Source organism: Legionella sp., from assembly GCF_047605385.1.
Classification (GTDB): domain Bacteria; phylum Pseudomonadota; class Gammaproteobacteria; order Legionellales; family Legionellaceae; genus Legionella.
In genome coordinates this window covers 40,942-57,880 of sequence record NZ_JASGFU010000001.1, presented here as the reverse complement: position 1 = coordinate 57,880, position 16,939 = coordinate 40,942, and the positions used below count along the sequence as shown (strand labels likewise).

The following is a 16,939-nucleotide window of genomic DNA, read 5'->3' as shown; positions in this document are numbered from 1 at the left end:
GATATCCATAACTAAAAATTTTGTTTATACTAACATGTGAAAAATAATAACAGAAGGACATTAAGGTGGATAAAAGGTGGTTTGAACAATATCAAGATGGTGTTCCACATGAAATTGACCCAGGTCAATATTCGTCCCTTGTTACCTTATTTAAAGAATCTTGCGATAAATATAAGGATAGAATTGCCTATTCTAACTTGGGAACGGAGATAAATTTCAAGGAGTTAGATGAACTAAGTCGTGATTTTGCTGCATACCTGCAACAACTAAAAATGAAAAAAGGCTCACGCGTGGCAATTATGATACCCAATATTTTGCAATATCCGATTGCTCTTTTTGGTATTTTACGTGCGGGCTTTGTGGTAGTGAATACGAATCCGCTATACACTACTGATGAAGTGATTCATCAAATGAATGATGCCGAAGCTGAAGCAATTATTGTCTTAGCCAATTTTGCGAAAACACTCGAAAAGGCGCTTCCCTCCATCCCGTCAATAAAACATGTCATAGTAACTCAAATTGGTGATTTATTTCCATCAATAAAACGATTCATAGTCAATTCAGTAGTCAAATATATCAAGAAAATGGTTCCTGCTTATTCAATACCTCGCACAGTGGATTTTAGATATGCATTACTTGAAGGGAAACAATCAACGCTTCATCATGTAGAATTGGACCATGACGACATTGCTTTTTTACAATATACCGGTGGCACAACCGGAGTGGCTAAAGGCGCAATACTTACACATGGAAATCTAATCGCGAATTTATTGCAAGCCTATTCATGGATTTCTCCAGTAATTGGTGAATACGAAATAATTGTCACCGCTCTACCTCTGTATCATATCTTTTCATTGACAGCGAATTGTCTAACTTTTATGAAAATAGGGGCAAAAAATATTTTAATTACCAATCCTAGAGACATGAATCATTTCATAAAAGAACTTAAGCATAGTGGTTTTACAACCATAACAGGTGTGAACACTTTATTTAATGCCATGCTAAATCATCCTAAATTTAAAGAAGTTGATTTTAGTAAGTTAAAACTCACTTTATCAGGCGGTATGACCTTACAAAAAAGTGTCGCTCTGCGCTGGAGAGAAGTAACTAACTCCCCTATTTTGGAAGCCTATGGACTTACTGAAACCAGTCCTGCGGCAACCATTAATCCCATGTCAATGACCGAATATAATGGCAGTATTGGGTTACCTTTACCTTCAACAGACATACTCATTCTCGATAATGAGGAACATGAAGTTCCTATTGGTACTAGTGGCGAAATTTGCATTAAAGGTCCACAGGTAACCCCAGGATATTGGCGGCGTCCCGATGAAACCGCTTTAGTATTTACTAAAACGGGTTATTTAAAAACTGGAGATATTGGTAAAATGGATGAGGAGGGTTTTATCTACCTCGTTGATCGCAAAAAAGACATGTTAGTTGTTTCTGGCTTTAACGTTTACCCCAATGAGGTAGAACAAGTCATCAGTATGCATCCGGGAGTATTAGAGGTAGGCGTCGTTGGGGCGCAAGACAAAGAATCAGGTGAACGGGTTAAAGCATGTATTGTCAAAAAAGACCCTAACCTTACTGCAGAAGAGATCATTGCTTATTGTCGCGAACATTTAACTGCTTATAAGGTCCCCAAAATAGTAGAGTTTTTTAACGAGCTACCCAAAACCAACGTTGGAAAAATCTTACGTCGAGCTTTAAAAGAAAATAATGATCAAAAAGAAAGGGCTTAATGAATTAAACTTAAAAAACGAATCCTTTTGGGGATTCGTTTTTGGTTAACTGTTTCATAATCTTAGCAGTAGCCCCCCAAACCCAATCTCCTTCAAAAGCAAATTCACAACTTTTAAAACGAAACTTACCACGTTCAACAATAATGTCACGATAATTCTGAGGTAACAGCACCAAACTCATTGGAATCAATATCAAACGTGTTACTTCATTGGGATTTAATTGATAAGGAATTACTGATTCAACACTGCCAAGCCAGGGATGAATAATACTTCCTAATAGAGTCCGTTGAATTTTTAATTCCCTAAGGAAGGTTACTCTATCTGCAGTAATCCCTATTTCTTCATGAAGCTCTCTTAACGCGGTAGCATATAAATCTTGATCGTTTTCCTCCCATGCACCACCAGGGAAACAAACTTCACCAGGATGTGAACGTAGGTTCTCACTGCGTTTCGTAAGAATTAGGGCATCTGCGAAGCGATCATAAAGTACCATCACTGCTGCATGATGCGGTATATGATTATTGTTAGGTTTCTTTAAGTCCATTGATTACTGCCGCTATTTTAATAAAACACTCTTGATATTCATCTTCAGGTTCAGAATCCATTACAATTCCACCGCCAACGGCTAAGTGTAAACGCTCATTGGTCGCTGTCACAGTCCTTATAGCAATATTAGTATCAAAATAACCATGACGCGAAAAAAATCCAATGGAACCACAATAAATACCACGAGAATGGAGCTCTAATTCATGAATCATATGCATTGCTTCCAATTTAGGTGCTCCGGTAATTGAACCTCCAGGAAAGCAGGATAAGAACGCAGAAAAAGGCTGAATTTCAGGTAAGCATTGGGCTTCTATAGTGCTGACTAAATGATGGACTGAATTATAGCTTTCAAGTGCACACAAAGCAGAAACATGGACACTCCCTGGCTGAGCAATTTTACCTAAATCATTTCTTAGCAAATCAACAATCATCACATTCTCTGCAATGTTTTTTTCACTTGTTACTAATTCTTGCTGCAATTGCCCATCAATACTCGGATCTGCAGAACGCCTTATCGTGCCTTTTATAGGTGAAGTAAGTAATTTACCTTTATCATAAAGCAAAAAACGCTCGGGTGAAAAACTTAAAATATCAGCTTCATCCATGCGTAAAAAGGCAGAAAATGGCACGGGATTTTTTTTACTGATTTTTCTATAGAAAGTCCAGGCATCTCCTTCATAATGAGCATGAAATGGTTGCGTATAATTTACTTGATAACAGCGGCCTTTGTGTAAAGCCTGTTTGATCGTTGCCAAAGCAGACCCATACTCTTCTTTAGTAAGGATGGGACAAAATACGCTAGTCATGGAGCCTTTTGCTTTTGCTTTGATTGGCTCTTTCCATAAACACATGACTTCAGCCACAATATGCTCTGTTTCTGATTGGGTTTGTGCAGCAAATAAAGTCGTCTGTTGCAAATGATGATCCACAATAATCGCCCAATCATACATCCCCAGATTAAGGAGAGGCATGGCACTTAAACCAGGTGGTGGTGTAGAGTGAATACCTAAAAGTCGTTCGCCAAAATCATAAGAAATATATCCTATCGCACCACCTTGAAATGGTAAATCAGCAACAGAAGGCTTTAATGAGATTTCTTGGCTCAATGATTGCACTATTTTGCCAATATCACGTGTTTGTGCTGTAATTTTAATTGAATCATAAGGATAAGCACTCACAATATCATAACGGCCTCTTGACTTATCTGTACTTTCAAGCAGTACAAATCCAGGCAAATGAGATAATTTCTGATAATAGTCTTGCATAGATAAGCAATAATTTAACGAATACAATACATACTGACTCAATATTTACCTCATATCTAATAAAATAAAACGGCCCCAAAAGACATAAAATGAGTAAAGAAATATACGAAATCAAGCGATATTCCGCCCAATTTACTGGTGTTTAAATAAAATTGTGAGTATGCTATGTAAACGCTTTGTTGACAAGGAGCCACGCATGGCAACAGTTGCTCAATTTGATATTACATATACTCAGTTTCTAAATGAACAAGGCAAATTAGCAGGACCTGCTCCTGAGTTTGCTAAAGACCATGAGGCTTTAAAAGAACTATATAAGATTATGGTTCTTACTCGTACTTTTGATAAAAAAGCAATTGCATTACAACGGACTGGAAAAATGGGTACCTATGCTCCAATTAATGGCCAGGAAGCAATTTCTGCCGCAATAGGTCATGCGATGAAACCTGAAGATGTATTTATTCCTTATTACCGTGATTATGCCGCACAAATTCAGCGCGGAGTAAAAATGTCGGAGATTCTCTCTTATTGGGGGGGGGATGAACGTGGTAGTCAATTTACAGCAAACGCACAAGATTTACCCATTTGCGTTCCTATTGCGTCACAATGTTTGCATGCTACGGGTATTGCATTTGCCTTCCAATACCGTAAGGAGCCTCGCGTTGCCGTAGTTTGTGTTGGTGAAGGCGGTACCTCTGAGGGTGACTTCTACGAAGCCATCAATGTGGCCGGCACGTGGAAACTGCCTGTGATTTTTGTGGTCAATAATAACCAATGGGCCATCTCTGTACCCAGAAATAAACAAACTGGAACACAAACAATTGCACAAAAAGCCATTGCTGCTGGTTTTACCGGGATGCAAATAGACGGGAATGACATTCTGGCCACTCGCCAAGTAATTGGTGATGCCATTGAAAAAGCACGTCGTGGGGAGGGACCAACCTTAATTGAAGCTCTATCCTACCGCTTGTCGGACCATACTACTGCCGATGATGCAACACGTTATCAACCCTCGCAAGAGGTCGATCAAGCCAAGCCTAAAGAGCCAATTTTCCGCTTTAAAGAATACTTACTAGAACATAATATCTGGAATGCTCAAGAAGAAGAGCAATTAGTAATGCATTGTACCTCTGAAGTAGAAAAAGCTGTAGACGAATACTTGAATAAAGTACCTCAGCCCATCAGTAGCATCTTTGATTATCACTATGCTGAACTGCCCGAATATCTGGTAGAACAACGTGCAATTGCAATGGAGGAAGCTGACAATGCCTGATATTACTTTAATTGAAGCAGTTACTCAGGCCTTAGCTTATGAGTTAGCTCATGATGAAAATGTAGTTATTTTTGGTGAGGATGTAGGTAAAAATGGTGGGGTATTTCGTGCCACTGTTGGCTTACAGGAACGTTTTGGCGAGTACCGCGTTTTTGATTCACCACTAGCGGAATCAATGATTGCCGGTTTAGCTATTGGCATGTCGCTACAAGGCTTAAAACCAGTCGCAGAATTCCAATTTATGGGATTTATCTATCCCGCAATGAATCAAATCATTTCCCATGCAGCACGTATGCGTAACCGCACTCGTGGACGTTTAAGTTGCCCCTTAGTATTTCGTGCTCCATTTGGTGGAGGTATCAGAGCTCCTGAACATCATTCAGAAAGTACTGAAGCATTGTTTGCTCATATTCCTGGCTTACAAGTGGTTATTCCTTCGTCACCCAAACGTGCTTATGGCTTGTTACTCTCGGCAATACGCAATCCTGATCCAGTCATCTTTTTAGAGCCTAAACGTATTTATCGTCTAGTAAAACAACCCGTAGAAGACAATGGTGAAGCCTTACCTATCGGTAAATGTTTTACTCTACAACAAGGCGATGATGTCACCTTGGTAAGTTGGGGTGCAAGCATACATGAAACACTGCAAGCAGCCAAGCAATTGAATGATGAAGGTATTTCCTGTGAAGTGATTGACGTTGCCACAATTAAACCTCTAGATATTGAAACTATTCTTGCTTCAGTTGAGAAAACTGGCCGTTGCATTGTGGTCCATGAAGCAGCAAAAACATGTGGAGTGGGCGCTGAAATCTCCGCCCAAATTATGGAGAATTTAATGTCCGATTTAAGAGCACCAGTACAGCGAGTTACTGGCTATGATACGGTCATGCCTTATTTCCAGCTGGAAAAACAATACATACCTAGTGTCGCGCGTATTAAGAACAGTGTTATGAGCATAATGGAGTAATAATGAATATTTTCAATCTACCCGATTTAGGTGAAGGCTTACCTGATGCTGAAATTCATGAATGGTTTGTTAAAGAAGGTGATACTGTTATTGTGGATCAACCTCTAGTCTCGATGGAAACTGCGAAAGCAGTTGTTGATGTGCCCTGCCCTCAAGCTGGTGTAATCAGTAAATTATACGGTAAACCTGGCGATGTCATCAAAACTGGTGAGCCTTTAATTGCTTTTGTCGCACCAGTGTCAAAAGCAACAGATAAAGGTACTGTGGTAGGCAATTTGGAAGAAAGCAGCGAAATTAGTGAAGATAATTTTGTTATTGGTACCCAACAATCTGGCAAATCGCGTATTAAAGCAACTCCTGCGGTAAAAATACTGGCTAAAAAATTAGGTGTCGATCTTGCGGCACTTAAAGGCAGCGGTGACTTTGGGGTGATCACTCGTGAAGACGTTCAAACTCAAGCTGATAAAAATTCTCAAATTCCTGCTGGTTTTGAACCCCTGCGTGGCGTACGCCGTGCAATGCTCAATAGCATGGTGCAATCTCATGCAGAAATTGTTCCTGTTAGTATTTTTGATGAAGCAGACATTAACAATTGGAAACCAGGAACAGACATTACTGTTCGTCTGATTCGTGCAATCATTGATGCTTCACAAAAAGAACCTGCGCTAAATGCTTGGTTTGATACTAAACATGGTGCACGTCAATGTTTTAAAGAAATCCATTTAGGCTTAGCAATGGATAATAATGAAGGCTTATTTGTACCGGTCATTCATAATGCCGCAAAGCATTCTGATATTGAATTACGAACGATGATTAATGATCTTAAAACCTCTGTTGAAAATCGTGATATCAGCGCGGATAAATTAAAAGGTGCAACCATTACTCTTTCTAATTTTGGCAAATTTGCAGGTCGTTTTGCAAGCCCAATTATTGTACCACCAATGGTTGCCATTTTAGCCGTTGGCAGGTTGTATCAAGGTGTTATAGCTACGAAGGATGGAGCAATTGAAACTCATAACATACTCCCCTTATCCTTAAGCTTTGATCACCGCGCAGTAACCGGCGGCGAAGCTACTCGCTTCTTAGGAGCAGTAATGACCTCCCTGCAACGAGTATAAATGCCTCTATATTTGCAACTGAACATTCCAGCCTATCACCAGAAAAGCATCCGTTTTTCTGGTGATTAATATATTGAGTTTTCCTGCATATTCAGCCCAAACTGGCAATGAGATATAATTAAACTCGAACATCAATAAGAATGATCAATCATTTATCACTCAGCGCTCTAGTTTCTTGCAATGTAAATGTATAAGTGACCAATCCAATTACGGCAATAAAAGATAATGAAATAAATCCCACATGAAATCCGTAAATTTTTGTTATGAATCCTACAATAATGTTGCTCAGTGATGAACCATGAACGATGGATTCATTAATACTGACTCTTTGGGGAAACAAGTCTTTCCCCACCAACCCCAATGATATCGCTGCAATTGAAGGAGGGAGCAGGTTGGAGGCTAGGCCAACAAGGGATTGCGCTGCAATAATGAGATATAAAGAAGTTTGGCTTAACAAAATGGCGCAGCTTAAAATAATGCAGGTACATGCACAGGCTATAAGCGACTGCTTAAATCGAATGGCATCAACTATTATTCCACTTGGAATTTGAAATAATACGCCAACAATACCTGTTGTAGCTAGCGCCATACCAACCTGGCTTGTATCCCATCTTAAATTGGACCGTAAATAAATAGAGAGAATAGGGCCAATGCATCGGCAATGAAAAATATCATTAGGCTTAATGCAAGCAAACTACGGCCTGATAGTAGTGAGTTTTTCACTCAATCTCCTTGAAGGAAATAAGCATAGATTAAAAGATTGATTAACGTAAGCGGGACTCCTATTTTTATAAACTCAAAAAATCCAAATCCCATAATTCCTCGTTTTTCACTATTTTGTATAATAATGATATTAGAAGCTGCACCTAAAATAGATGCATTACCAGCAATGGTACTACCTACCGCTAAAGATAATAAGCTCAAATTAGAATGTGAATGATGCATTAGTAGAGGCAAGTACAATGCAGCCAATGGAACATTTGAAATAAACTGGCTAAGAACAACGCTGATTAGTAAAATAACCGCAATATGTGTCACAGAAATGTGAAAGTGGCTAATATTCGCTTGAAAAAAACCACTATCCCATACACTTTGTATGAGAATGAAGGTACTTGCGAAAAAAATTAATGTCCCCCAATCTAATTTTTTTATAAAAATCCATCGTTGATTACTCAATAAAATAGGTATAGCCGATAGAAGAGCAATGTAGCTAAAATTTATTTGTATTTTTGAATGAAGAAAGTCCATTACGATTTTGATACTCACAAGAATAACCATCATTATCAAACTTATTTTAACTAGCCTAACTGTATGAGAATCGCTGATTGGCGCTGGAATAGGTTTTTCAATAGATGTATTTAATCGGTCTCTGTAAATCAAATAAATAAATAAGTAAGTTACAGCCAGATTTAATATCGTTGGAATGATCAAGTAGTTAATAAAAACAACAAAGGGAGAAATCATTTTTCCCTTTATCGCGATCAACAAATTCTGTGGATTGCCTATTGGACTCAAAGCACTTCCAATCGTTATTGAAAACGCTAAAGCAAATAGTAATGGCTTGATCAAATTTTTATGTGATTTACAGAGTTGCAATATAATGGGCGTACCAATAATGGCTATAGTATCATTCATTATCAGTGCTGCACTTAGACCAAGTATAAAAACAATCATCAATAACGCTTGTTTCCCAGTGTTGGTGTAATAAAAAATTTGATCAGTCAAGTGTTCCAAATAGCCGCTTTCTTCTGCAGCCTGAGAAATAAAAAAAATACCAAATAAATAAAACATCACTTCCGGTTCAACGGCCTTAATAGCATTTAATGGAGTTATTTGTTGAAATAAAATAGTGGCAATAGCACCTGCAGCCATAATTGCCCATATAGGGATAACAACGCTTGCTATTCTGCGCAATGCAATTGTAATGAGTACAAACAGAAGAATAAAGACTGAAGCAGACATGCCATTTTCCTTTATATCTATTAAAAGGTAGAATCAATACTAAAGTTATTTCTTTAATTTTTTGATAAAGGCTTTCAGTGATAAATACTTGCCATATCCTAAATGGGTTTCAATGATTTTTTGAAGTGGGACACTTAACTGATAAAGATGAAGAGTTTTTTCTTTGTTTTTATCATACATTGAAGTCTGTATTACTCCCTTTGGCTTGCCAAGTTTGATTCCTTTGGCAGCGCGTGCTTTTAGTCCCTCTTTGATTTTATTATCGTTTATAACGAACCAATATGATATATTTTCTCGCCAGATAAAACGAGTGTTCATAGTAGTAACTTATCAAGAGGCTGCTATTTGATTAAGTAAAGCAGCCAAGCGACATCCAGCAATTACCGTTTGTTTTTGCACAATGTTTTGTGCATTTTTCTGATATTGATTGCCTGGTATCTCATTAGGATTGAGTTGATAAACTTGCGTTAACGCAAGTTTATAAGAAGCTCTTGCCCATTGCTCCGGTATCTGCTGTGTATCAATCTGTGTGCAAGGCCATTTTTTTTCCATCATCTGCGCTTTCATTTTGATTTGCGCTATGTTACTACGTCCAAGGTAAATCCCTGCACCATTATCCCAATATTTATGTAAATTATTACCTACCTCATTGGCGCCTAATGGGAATAAATTTCCACCTAAATCACCATGCGGTAACTGTTTACTTACTTTCGTTGCAGCATGTAAAGGTTGATGTACATCGCCCACAAGATGCATTAAAATAAGTAAGGCTAAACGCTTATCCCCCTTATTTTTCTTCTTTCTGGCTGCAAGCACTTTAATTGCATTATTGATTCCCCATACAGCATTCGTGTTTTCAATAGCAGGTAACATGGTATTATCATCAGAAAAAGGAGTATCAATATAATGAAAGGCATCATACCAATGAATATTTCTAAAACGTATGATATCTAACCAGGTTGCTGCAGCAAGAAATTGTACATTCGCTGATTTATTGACGCGAAATTTGAGGTACTGGTGGCACATTTTCTTCGCTGCAGGTGTTAAATGATTAAAAGCAACTTGAGCAATTACTCTGTGCCCTTGCATATTCCATGCATAGCTACTTAATGCATAAACGCTAAGAAGGAGTATACAAAAAAATCGTGTCATTAAGCCTCTCCTTTACAGGTTTTTACTTGTCTTGATTAGTGATAAAGAACCAAGAACTCACTGCCAGCTTCATTGTCGTCCTCATGAGAGTGGGGACTCATTTGTATGGAGGCGCCAAACCAACATAGGCAATAGATTCCCGCCTTTCGCGAGAAAATGACAATACTAAAACTCATTTAACTCAAATAAGGGGACCAGGCTGGCTCTTGAATGTCTCCATCACCACCGGGTAACTTCATGCGAATACGACCATCAAGAGATACAATGCCTAACACACCTTTATCATTATTATGAGTTGCATAAAGAATCAAACGGCCATTAGGTGAAACTGAGGGTGATTCGTCACGACCGGAAAAAGTCAGGCTAATAATTGGCCCACCGTTGGTATTTTGCATGCCGATATTAAATTGTTTATCGTCACGATGCAACATGACAATACTCTTCATATCAGGTGTATAAGAAGCACGTGCGTTATAATTTCCTTCAAAAGTAACACGACTTATTTGACCATCAGTTAAAGACAAACGATAGATCTGTGGTGAACCACCGCGTCCCGAAGTAAAAAGAATGCTCTTACCATCTGGAGCATAACGTGGTTCAGTATCAATCGCATCACCAAACGTAATTTGCTTCATTGTACCGCTATGCACATCAACCGTATAGATTTTAGGCGTACCACTCTTAGATAGAACAACTGCCAATTGGTTGCCATCAGGTGACCAGGCTGGAGCACCGTTAATTCCTGGAAAACTTGTAATTAAGCGACGTTGCCCGCTTTCTACAGATACTGTAAAAATTTGAGCTCGCTTTTTCTCGAATGAAACATATGAAATATTTCGACCATTCGGAGACCAGGAGGGCGACATAATCGGCTCAGAAGAGATTAATAAGCTTTGTGGATTATATCCATCTGCATCAGCTACCTCTAAAGAATATTGCGTTCGTTGCGAGGTTCTTTGTACTGAGATATACGCGATTCGTGTAGAGAAAATACCGCGCTCACCAGTAAGCTTTTGATAAACTTCATCACTGATATGATGTGCTAATGCCCGCACTTGGTTCGCATTAATCGTATAAGTTTTAGTTAATAAAGTTGCGCCATTTGCTACTGCATCAGTCAAAGTAAAGCTGACTTCATAACCTTTACCCATAGCAGTTACTCGCCCGGTAACAACGCTATCAGCACCCAATTGTTTTAAAGTACCTACTGATGAATAAGCATTAGGACCTTGTGGACCAGAAACAATTCGAAATTGCCCAGAAAAAGTTAAATCATTTTCAACTACTTGAGCAATTTCTTGTGCTCCATGGTCTGAGCCAAAGGAGTTAACCGCTATGGGCAATGCCGAGTTAATTCCTTGAGTCAATTCTAAATCAAGCGCAAATACCTGTTGCGTCAACAAGAAGACAAACAGTGTAATAATTCGATTAATCACGAGTTTTACCCCCTAACTTGTTCTGGACGAACGGTTAAACTAATATCGCGAAACATATTAAATGTGCTTGCATCCTTAGGGACAGGAAGTGGTGATGCTTTATAAATCGCTGTTTGTGCTGAACGATCAAGAAGCGGATCGCCACTACTACGTGTTAAAGTCACTTCTAACACGGCCCCATCGGGTGCTAAACGAATTCTAAATTGACTCGATAAGGTACTATCTACATTTTCAGGAAGAATCCAGTTCCTGCTAATAGCATTCACAATTAATGCCTTATATTTATCTACTTCACCAGCAATACGCGCCTGACGCTCAGCATCTTGTGCTGCAGCAACCTGAGCTTGACGCTTTTTCTCTGCCTCAGCCTTAGCCAGTTGTTCTGTATGTTCTTTTGCTGCTTGAACCCGCTCTGCCTTTAATTTATCCTCTTTTTCTTTTTCAGCAAGTTTTCTCTTATTGAGTTCTTCAAGGCGTTTTGCTTCGAGTTGTTGCTGTTTAACTAACTCTTCTTTTTGTTTTTTTAACTCCTCGATGCGTTTTGCTTCTTGTGCCTTTTGTTCAGTAAGTTGTTTTAATCGTTTTTTCTCTTCTTCAGCTTGCTTTTTGCGAGCAATGGCAATGCGATTTGCTTCTTCTTTTAGTCGCACAATTTGCTGTTGCTCTTTAATGCGTTGTTGTTTTGCAGCTTCTGCTTGACGTTGTAACACGCGTTGCCTATTCATCTCAGCACGTTGCTGCTGTGCCCTCTCTTCTTTTAGACGATTAACCGTTTCCATCACCTGCTTATTATCCATGCTCACTGCTTTTACTACTTCTTGTTGCGGCAAAGTTACAGCGATTGGCTGCTCAAGTCCTGGTGTATTTTGTGTTTCTGGAGTTAACACTGGTCTTTTAGTTGTATTATCAGATAAAAGCATCACAATAATGAAAAGATGCAAACCAATAGCTACAAAAAAAGCGTTCCGGTACGTTGGTGAATTAATCATGCTTGGCCCTCTGATTTATTTTGCCCTGAGTCGTCAGTCAGTAAGCCTACTTGTTCTGCACCTGCTTGCTTTAATAAAGCCATTGCCTGTACTACCTTACCATAAGCCACACCTTGGTCACCTTTAACTAAAACATTCAGTTTTTGATTGGATTGTTTGGCTAACTCAAGTTCTGCAGCAACACGAACTGCTAGTGCTTGCGGTTCAATAGGATCTGCTGGAGTATTGCTAATGTTAAGAAAATAGGTACCTTCTGCATTCACGGAAATAATAATAGGTTCTCGATCTGTAGGCGCTAGTGTTTGGCTTGCGGCTTTAGGTAAATCTACGGTAACCCCTTGACTTAACATGGGTGCCGTAATCATGAAAATAACGAGTAAAACCAACATCACATCGATATAAGGTACCACATTAATCTCAGATATGGGACGTTCTCGTTTGGTTTTGTTTCTAAACATTTTGAATTTTATCCTCTTACAGTATCACTGCTTTGTTGCTCTATAAGTGATATTAATTCTTCCTGAAATAAATCAAAGCGATCTAATAACAGATTGGCACGAGTTGAATATCGATTATATGCAATTACCGCAGGGATTGCCGTAAACAATCCTAATGCTGTAGCAACAAGTGCCTCAGAAATACCAGGAGCAACCATAGCAATAGTTGCCTGTTGCGCATGGCCTAAAGCTTGGAATGAAGTCATAATTCCCCAAACAGTTCCAAATAATCCAATGTAAGGAGCAATAGATCCTACAGAAGCAAAAAAAGGTAAATGTTTTTCTAATTTTTCTGCTTCTTTTGCATGGCTAATTTGCATAACACGTTGAATAGGCTCAATTGTAACATTACCTTGCTTGCGTGCACGTACAAATTCTTTAAATCCAGCATGGAAAATTGCGGCAATACCATCGCGCTCTTCGGCATTACTGTCAATATCGGCATAAAGTCTACTTAAATCCCCACTATCCCAAAAACGACGACAAAATGCTTCTGTGAGTTGTTTTTTACGATTAAAAAACCAAGCTCTTTGAAAAATTAATGTCCAGGAAGTGATGGATGCAATCAACAGTAGAATCATTACTGATTTAACTACTAAACCTGCTTGCATAAAATACATGAACACATTTGCTTGACCACTCATTTTTTCTTATCTCCGGAACTAAAATCTTGATTTAGTAATTTCTACGTTGGAAACCTTTTGGGTTTTAAATTGCTATTAACGCATACTACTTTAATCTGTGCTTTACAAATCAATTTCTCGTGCTGATTAAACATTATCTGATCAAAAATAAAACTACAAGCACCCGATTTACTGATTTGCGACTTAATAGTTAACAAATCGTCTAGCCGTGCAGGAGTTATGTAACGAATATTAATTTCACTAATGGCAAACAAAGTATCTGATTGCAATAAGTCGCTCAATATTAAATTATTCTGCCGCAACATTTCTGTACGCGCACGCTCAAGATGGCGTAGATAATTTGCATGATATACAATGCCCATATAATCGACATCTTCTGCATAAATACGTACGTTATGCTGATAAGTGATTTCTGGCTCCATGGACTATTCCTGTTCAACCCTGCTTATGCCAAAATGCAGATAAGCCTTTGGTGTTGCTATTCTACCTCTCGGAGTACGCATAAGGAATCCTTGTTGTATTAAAAAAGGCTCTAAAACATCTTCTATTGTACCTTTTTCTTCACCTATAGCAGCAGCAATACTGTCTACCCCTACAGGACCACCACCAAATTGTTCAATTACTGACATTAATAGTTTGCGATCCATTAAATCAAAACCTTGTCTATCTACTTCCAACATTTCAAGTGCCTTTTGAGCCATATCCTTCGTAATCACACCCTGACCTTTAACTTCAGCATAATCGCGAACCCGACGCAGCAAGCGATTTGCGATGCGAGGTGTGCCTCGTGAACGGATCGCAATTTCTCTTGCACCATCTATTTGTGCACCTACATTTAATAATTGCGCTGAACGCACAACAATTTGCGTTAATGAGTCTACGGAATAATATTCCAGGCGTTGTACAATGCCAAATCGGTCACGTAAGGGAGAAGTAAGCAAGCCTGCTCGCGTCGTAGCACCAATTAGTGTAAAAGGTGGTAATTCGAGCTTAATTGAACGTGCTGCCGGCCCTTCACCAATCATAATATCGAGTTTGTAATCTTCCATTGCTGGATAGAGAATTTCTTCAATGACAGGGCTTAAGCGGTGAATTTCATCGATAAATAGGACATCATTTGTTTGTAAATTAGTCAGTATTGCAGCAATATCCCCTGCTCGTTCAATAACTGGGCCTGAGGTTTGGCGAAGGTTAACCCCCATTTCATGAGCAATAATATTGGCTAGGGTTGTTTTACCAAGACCTGGAGGACCAAAAATAAGTACATGATCTAAAGCATCATTGCGTTTCTTTGCCGCATCAATGAAAATTTGCATTTGTGAACTTACTGCTTTTTGCCCAATATATTCACTAAGACGTAGAGGCCTGATCGCACGATCAATGGCTTCTTCAGAAATAATATTTTGACTACTGATTAAGCGGTCACTTTCCAGCATAAAAGTCTCATTAAGAGTTTATTGTATTCGCAATATTTTAACATATGTTTTTTTAATATCAGCTGATTTAAGCAGAATTCAAATAATAAATGCAACGTGTTAAAGTTTAAAAAAATTTCCCACCAGCATAATAGTCTTTGATTATTTGATGTTACATCTAATTTTTAGATGCAATAAGCGCCATTGCTCTTTGGGAATTTGATCATGAAACAAAACTATCAGTCGCTTATGTTGCTCATGACTAAATTGAATTAATTGAAATAAAGGATTATGAATAAGAACCTGCACTTCTTTATAAAGTAATTTTTTGCCATTATTTAAGTATAAAAGCCATTTACCATTAATGAACTGAATCTCTTTAATTCCATTATTTGGGCGTCTATCAGTCCAATCTACCCGTAGTAAAACTGCAATAATCCCCACAAGAACCAGCTTGATAATCCAAAATAAAGAGGAAAATATTACTAAAAAAATAGTAAGCAGATATAAAACCAAAACTAAACGCCAATAAAGCCTTGAATCTCCCGGTTTAATGGTTATTTCTGATAAGTGCAACAATTTCTTTGAACTCCGTCAATTCAGGCTCTTCATGTCCCATCAGCCAAGCAAATAACTCTGGATCAGTACAACTTAATAGCTTGTCAAAACTTTTAAGTTCTTGTTCTGAAAGCTTATTCAAGCGTTTTTCCAAAAAGCGTTGCAGTATTAAATCCAGCTCCAGCATGCCGCGGCGACAATGCCAAACCAGCCGTGCTTTTTCACGCGCATCGAACATAGTAAAACTCTTGATGATTTAATGAACCAGTCAATGATACACTACTGCCTTTATAAACGGAAATCGCAATTTATTATGAATCACTTAATTAATAACCGAAACTTAACAACCTTTAATGCACTTGAGCAAGAACTATCTTTACAGACTAATAAAAATTATTTATTTGATTTATCTTACTTGAGCGTCATTGATGTGATTGGTGATAAAACATTGGAATTTCTTCAAGGACAACTAACCTGTAATGTTAATACAATATCAGACATCCAAATCGCTCAAGGTACTTTATGTAATCTGCAAGGACGTGTTTTAACGTTAATGGATGTAGTAAATTGGTCAGGCATTAAATTAATCCTTCCTAAGGATTTGTTAGAAGCAACTATTAAATCATTAAACAAACCTGCAATGCTTTCTCGGGTTACTACTAAAGAAAACCAGCACTTATGTGTTCTGGGCTTTTATCTGCAAAATCAACAGGATATGGTCCCTGATACTTCATTTTTTCCTACTGAACTTTATGCATTAACTTATGGCAAAGATTATTGTTGTTACCATTTAGGTTCTGGTTTTTATATCTTTTTGATACAAACTGACTTTGCTGCTCAGATCAAACATCGCTTTTCTAAACAAGAACAACTTCTGGGTTCATTAACCTGGCATACTTTTCGTTTGCAACAAAAACAATTTGATATCTACCCAGAATCACGCGGTTTGTTTTTGCCTCATCGCCTTGAACTACATAAAACACCTTATTTAAGTTTTAATAAAGGCTGTTATAAAGGACAAGAAATCATTGCGCGCATGCATTATAAAGCAACCTTAAAGCATGAGTTACGTATTTGTTCGGTAAATACCAATGAAAAAATCCATTCCGGACAAAAATTATTAAACGAACAATGTTCAGAACTTGGTGAGCTCATTGACTATTCACCACAAGGGGAAAATAATTATCTAATTGCTGTTAGCATACTTAAAAATAGTAATCAGTTGGTTGTATTTGAAAATTCAAATACACCAATATATTTAAAGAGGCTATAAAAATTTTGAATAAGGCATTTAAATTCTTCAGGTTTTTTAAAACTATTTAACAATTGCTCTTCTAGCATTGACAACTCATTGTGGTAATTTTTGCTTTCTTTG

19 protein-coding genes are annotated in these 16,939 nt (G+C 38.1%); 5 read left to right on the top strand and 14 right to left on the bottom strand.

The annotated features are described in order from the left end of the window. Positions 1-65 precede the first annotated feature (65 nt). The gene (locus QM652_RS00255; RefSeq protein ID WP_415072139.1) at positions 66-1,745 is read left to right on the top strand and encodes an AMP-binding protein; all 1,680 of its coding nucleotides are present in this window, start codon (positions 66-68) and stop codon (positions 1,743-1,745) included. A gap of 10 nt (positions 1,746-1,755) precedes the next feature. Here QM652_RS00255 and QM652_RS00250 read toward each other — a convergent pair whose 3' ends face one another. After that, a complete protein-coding gene (locus tag QM652_RS00250) occupies positions 1,756-2,289 on the bottom strand; it encodes an NUDIX hydrolase (protein WP_415072138.1) in 534 nt (177 codons plus the stop codon). Beyond that, entirely contained in the window at positions 2,270-3,598 is a 1,329-nt protein-coding gene (pabB, locus tag QM652_RS00245; RefSeq protein WP_415072137.1) for an aminodeoxychorismate synthase component I, read from the bottom strand. Before pabB ends, QM652_RS00250 begins: the two co-directional genes overlap by 20 nt. 154 nt (positions 3,599-3,752) lie before the next feature. Between pabB and pdhA the strand changes: the two genes are divergently transcribed. From pdhA to QM652_RS00230, 3 genes are read left to right on the top strand one after another with little or no spacing between them, the layout of a single operon-like run. Beyond that, positions 3,753-4,826: a pyruvate dehydrogenase (acetyl-transferring) E1 component subunit alpha gene (pdhA, locus tag QM652_RS00240; protein ID WP_415072136.1), complete on the top strand. Its 1,074-nt coding sequence runs from the start codon at positions 3,753-3,755 to the stop codon at positions 4,824-4,826. Beyond that, positions 4,819-5,793 (top strand): alpha-ketoacid dehydrogenase subunit beta, encoded by a 975-nt coding sequence (locus tag QM652_RS00235; protein WP_415072135.1) that lies wholly within the window; start codon positions 4,819-4,821, stop codon positions 5,791-5,793. Before pdhA ends, QM652_RS00235 begins: the two co-directional genes overlap by 8 nt. 2 nt (positions 5,794-5,795) lie before the next feature. Further along, the gene (locus QM652_RS00230) at positions 5,796-6,911 is read left to right on the top strand and encodes a dihydrolipoamide acetyltransferase family protein (protein ID WP_415072134.1); all 1,116 of its coding nucleotides are present in this window, start codon (positions 5,796-5,798) and stop codon (positions 6,909-6,911) included. A 148-nt stretch (positions 6,912-7,059) separates the two neighbouring features. On the opposite strand, the gene QM652_RS00225 is transcribed toward QM652_RS00230, so the two are convergent. From QM652_RS00225 to QM652_RS00170, 12 genes are all read right to left on the bottom strand, one after another. Beyond that, positions 7,060-7,545 carry an MFS transporter gene (locus QM652_RS00225; RefSeq protein WP_415072240.1) on the bottom strand — a complete coding sequence of 162 codons (486 nt, stop codon included), beginning with the start codon at positions 7,543-7,545 and terminating at the stop codon, positions 7,060-7,062. An 89-nt stretch (positions 7,546-7,634) separates the two neighbouring features. After that, positions 7,635-8,873, bottom strand: coding sequence for an SLC13 family permease (locus tag QM652_RS00220; protein ID WP_415072133.1), 1,239 nt, complete (start codon positions 8,871-8,873; stop codon positions 7,635-7,637). A 45-nt stretch (positions 8,874-8,918) separates the two neighbouring features. Then, on the bottom strand, positions 8,919-9,191 hold the full coding sequence (locus QM652_RS00215; RefSeq protein WP_415072132.1) for a hypothetical protein: 273 nt from the start codon (positions 9,189-9,191) through the stop codon (positions 8,919-8,921). A 12-nt stretch (positions 9,192-9,203) separates the two neighbouring features. Continuing rightward, positions 9,204-10,025, bottom strand: coding sequence for a S1/P1 nuclease (locus tag QM652_RS00210; protein WP_415072131.1), 822 nt, complete (start codon positions 10,023-10,025; stop codon positions 9,204-9,206). Positions 10,026-10,201: 176 nt separating this feature from the next. Next, entirely contained in the window at positions 10,202-11,461 is a 1,260-nt protein-coding gene (gene tolB / locus QM652_RS00205) for a Tol-Pal system beta propeller repeat protein TolB (RefSeq protein ID WP_415072130.1), read from the bottom strand. A gap of 5 nt (positions 11,462-11,466) precedes the next feature. Beyond that, positions 11,467-12,450, bottom strand: coding sequence for a cell envelope integrity protein TolA (gene tolA / locus QM652_RS00200; protein ID WP_415072129.1), 984 nt, complete (start codon positions 12,448-12,450; stop codon positions 11,467-11,469). Further along, positions 12,447-12,908 (bottom strand): protein TolR, encoded by a 462-nt coding sequence (gene tolR, locus QM652_RS00195; protein ID WP_415072128.1) that lies wholly within the window; start codon positions 12,906-12,908, stop codon positions 12,447-12,449. Before tolR ends, tolA begins: the two co-directional genes overlap by 4 nt. Positions 12,909-12,916: 8 nt before the next feature. After that, on the bottom strand, positions 12,917-13,591 hold the full coding sequence (gene tolQ, locus QM652_RS00190; RefSeq protein WP_415072127.1) for a protein TolQ: 675 nt from the start codon (positions 13,589-13,591) through the stop codon (positions 12,917-12,919). Between the two features lie 41 nt (positions 13,592-13,632). Next, the gene (locus QM652_RS00185) at positions 13,633-14,013 is read right to left on the bottom strand and encodes a YbgC/FadM family acyl-CoA thioesterase (protein ID WP_415072126.1); all 381 of its coding nucleotides are present in this window, start codon (positions 14,011-14,013) and stop codon (positions 13,633-13,635) included. 3 nt (positions 14,014-14,016) lie between these two features. Beyond that, entirely contained in the window at positions 14,017-15,027 is a 1,011-nt protein-coding gene (gene ruvB, locus QM652_RS00180) for a Holliday junction branch migration DNA helicase RuvB (RefSeq protein ID WP_415072125.1), read from the bottom strand. A 141-nt stretch (positions 15,028-15,168) separates the two neighbouring features. Next, positions 15,169-15,585 carry a protein YgfX gene (locus QM652_RS00175; protein WP_415072124.1) on the bottom strand — a complete coding sequence of 139 codons (417 nt, stop codon included), beginning with the start codon at positions 15,583-15,585 and terminating at the stop codon, positions 15,169-15,171. Continuing rightward, positions 15,557-15,802 (bottom strand): succinate dehydrogenase assembly factor 2, encoded by a 246-nt coding sequence (locus QM652_RS00170; protein ID WP_415072123.1) that lies wholly within the window; start codon positions 15,800-15,802, stop codon positions 15,557-15,559. The genes QM652_RS00175 and QM652_RS00170 overlap by 29 nt, the downstream gene beginning before the upstream one ends. A 75-nt stretch (positions 15,803-15,877) precedes the next feature. Here QM652_RS00170 and QM652_RS00165 point away from each other — a divergent pair, with 75 nt between their 5' ends. Further along, positions 15,878-16,837: a YgfZ/GcvT domain-containing protein gene (locus QM652_RS00165; RefSeq protein WP_415072122.1), complete on the top strand. Its 960-nt coding sequence runs from the start codon at positions 15,878-15,880 to the stop codon at positions 16,835-16,837. Positions 16,838-16,939 lie beyond the last annotated feature (102 nt).

Bases quoted from the DNA above. Each gene is read 5' to 3' on its own strand.
- QM652_RS00250 (WP_415072138.1), bottom strand. From the start codon at position 2,289: ATGGACTTAAAGAAACCTAACAATAATCATATACCGCATCATGCAGCA.
- QM652_RS00185 (WP_415072126.1), bottom strand. From the start codon at position 14,013: ATGGAGCCAGAAATCACTTATCAGCATAACGTACGTATTTATGCAGAA.
- QM652_RS00170 (WP_415072123.1), bottom strand. From the start codon at position 15,802: ATGTTCGATGCGCGTGAAAAAGCACGGCTGGTTTGGCATTGTCGCCGC.
- tolR (WP_415072128.1), bottom strand. From the start codon at position 12,908: ATGTTTAGAAACAAAACCAAACGAGAACGTCCCATATCTGAGATTAAT.
- QM652_RS00235 (WP_415072135.1), top strand. From the start codon at position 4,819: ATGCCTGATATTACTTTAATTGAAGCAGTTACTCAGGCCTTAGCTTAT.
- tolA (WP_415072129.1), bottom strand. From the start codon at position 12,450: ATGATTAATTCACCAACGTACCGGAACGCTTTTTTTGTAGCTATTGGT.
- ruvB (WP_415072125.1), bottom strand. From the start codon at position 15,027: ATGCTGGAAAGTGACCGCTTAATCAGTAGTCAAAATATTATTTCTGAA.
- QM652_RS00220 (WP_415072133.1), bottom strand. From the start codon at position 8,873: ATGTCTGCTTCAGTCTTTATTCTTCTGTTTGTACTCATTACAATTGCA.
- QM652_RS00215 (WP_415072132.1), bottom strand. From the start codon at position 9,191: ATGAACACTCGTTTTATCTGGCGAGAAAATATATCATATTGGTTCGTT.
- QM652_RS00230 (WP_415072134.1), top strand. From the start codon at position 5,796: ATGAATATTTTCAATCTACCCGATTTAGGTGAAGGCTTACCTGATGCT.
- pdhA (WP_415072136.1), top strand. From the start codon at position 3,753: ATGGCAACAGTTGCTCAATTTGATATTACATATACTCAGTTTCTAAAT.
- tolQ (WP_415072127.1), bottom strand. From the start codon at position 13,591: ATGAGTGGTCAAGCAAATGTGTTCATGTATTTTATGCAAGCAGGTTTA.
- QM652_RS00165 (WP_415072122.1), top strand. From the start codon at position 15,878: ATGAATCACTTAATTAATAACCGAAACTTAACAACCTTTAATGCACTT.
- QM652_RS00210 (WP_415072131.1), bottom strand. From the start codon at position 10,025: ATGACACGATTTTTTTGTATACTCCTTCTTAGCGTTTATGCATTAAGT.